Below are 1196 nucleotides of genomic sequence, written 5' to 3'. Positions count from 1 at the left end.
ATCCCGTTTTTAGTAAATCCGGAACTATTTCTTTCCTCTACGATGATAAGGTTCCCTGCCTGAGACTGCATACTTATTCTGCTTCCTCCTCCAATGATTCCGGTATAAGCAACTCTTCCCAATGATTCATATTTAGTAATCAGCCATTTATTTTTCTCTCGCATATTAGCATCCTGAGTCATGATAAGTCTATCGGTTTTGTCATACACCATAAATTCCCAGCCTTTACCCGGAAGCTTCTTCTCTACAAGTCTTCTTCTTCCATCATAGCGGTATTGATAATACAGATTCTCTTTTGTAGAATTATCGATGGTGGGTGCTGATGCTAAAGGAGGAATAACAAAAGCAAGTTGGTCATATTCGTTATAAACATAGTAGGTATCTGCATTTTCGGTAGCGCTCAATACTTTTCTGATGAGTAAAACCTGTCCCTGACCGTTTTTAAACTCAATAGTTTTGTTGCCGTCTTCATCGGTTATGATGTTTTTATACAATTGTGCTGGTAGAAAATATTGATTGAGCTCAATCACAGTTTCTGTCCTTCCTTCAATCCATGTGGTGGTAGTTTTATATTGCCTTACATAATCTTCATGAATATTGGCATCATAATCAAATTTAACAGGCTTTCCCGTCCAGTCATTTCCTACCTGAATCTGTTGCTGGATTCTGTCCAAAGGAGAATTCTCTAATACTTTTTCGGAATAGATTTTTTCTCCACCATAGATGGAAGAAGCATTTCCCAGAGGTGAGGTATAAACTCCACCTGACTGCGTTCCTGATTGAGGAATGGGAAGAAAATCTTTTGCCTGTCTTCCAAACTGATCATATTCTATATGAGAGACAACATCTTTTCCTTGTGGAGAAGCTTTTACACCAATCACCTGCTTAGGTCTGCCGAGCCCGTCAAAATATTGAACGGTTTCAGAGATTTTGGTAGCTTGATTTCCGTTATAATCCAGATACGTTTTTGTTTGAATATAGTTTTCGGTGTTGGATACCTGTGCTTTTACAGTCCCTAACATCAGAAATCCTATGGGAATTATGAGTTTTTTCATCGGTGATTAGTTTTTATAGTTGTACTTCATTTTCTTCAGCACTTTTCCATCCACATCCACTACTTTCTCAAGCCTGTTTGCGGAATCATAAAGATATAATTCCCTGATCCCTGATGGTGGAGTGATGCTTCTTACTCCAAT

At 38.3% G+C, this 1196-nt stretch carries 1 protein-coding gene; it reads right to left on the bottom strand.

All coding sequences use genetic code 11. From position 1 onward, the window contains the following. A partial coding sequence (locus BBI01_RS07960) for a DUF6443 domain-containing protein (protein WP_228393958.1) occupies window positions 1-1055 on the bottom strand: 1055 nt, incomplete at its 3' end. Between the last annotated feature and the right edge of the window lie 141 nt (window positions 1056-1196).

Source organism: Chryseobacterium artocarpi, assembly GCF_001684975.1.
Taxonomy (GTDB): Bacteria; Bacteroidota; Bacteroidia; order Flavobacteriales; family Weeksellaceae; genus Chryseobacterium; species Chryseobacterium artocarpi.
This window is presented reverse-complemented; position numbering and strand designations above follow the sequence as displayed.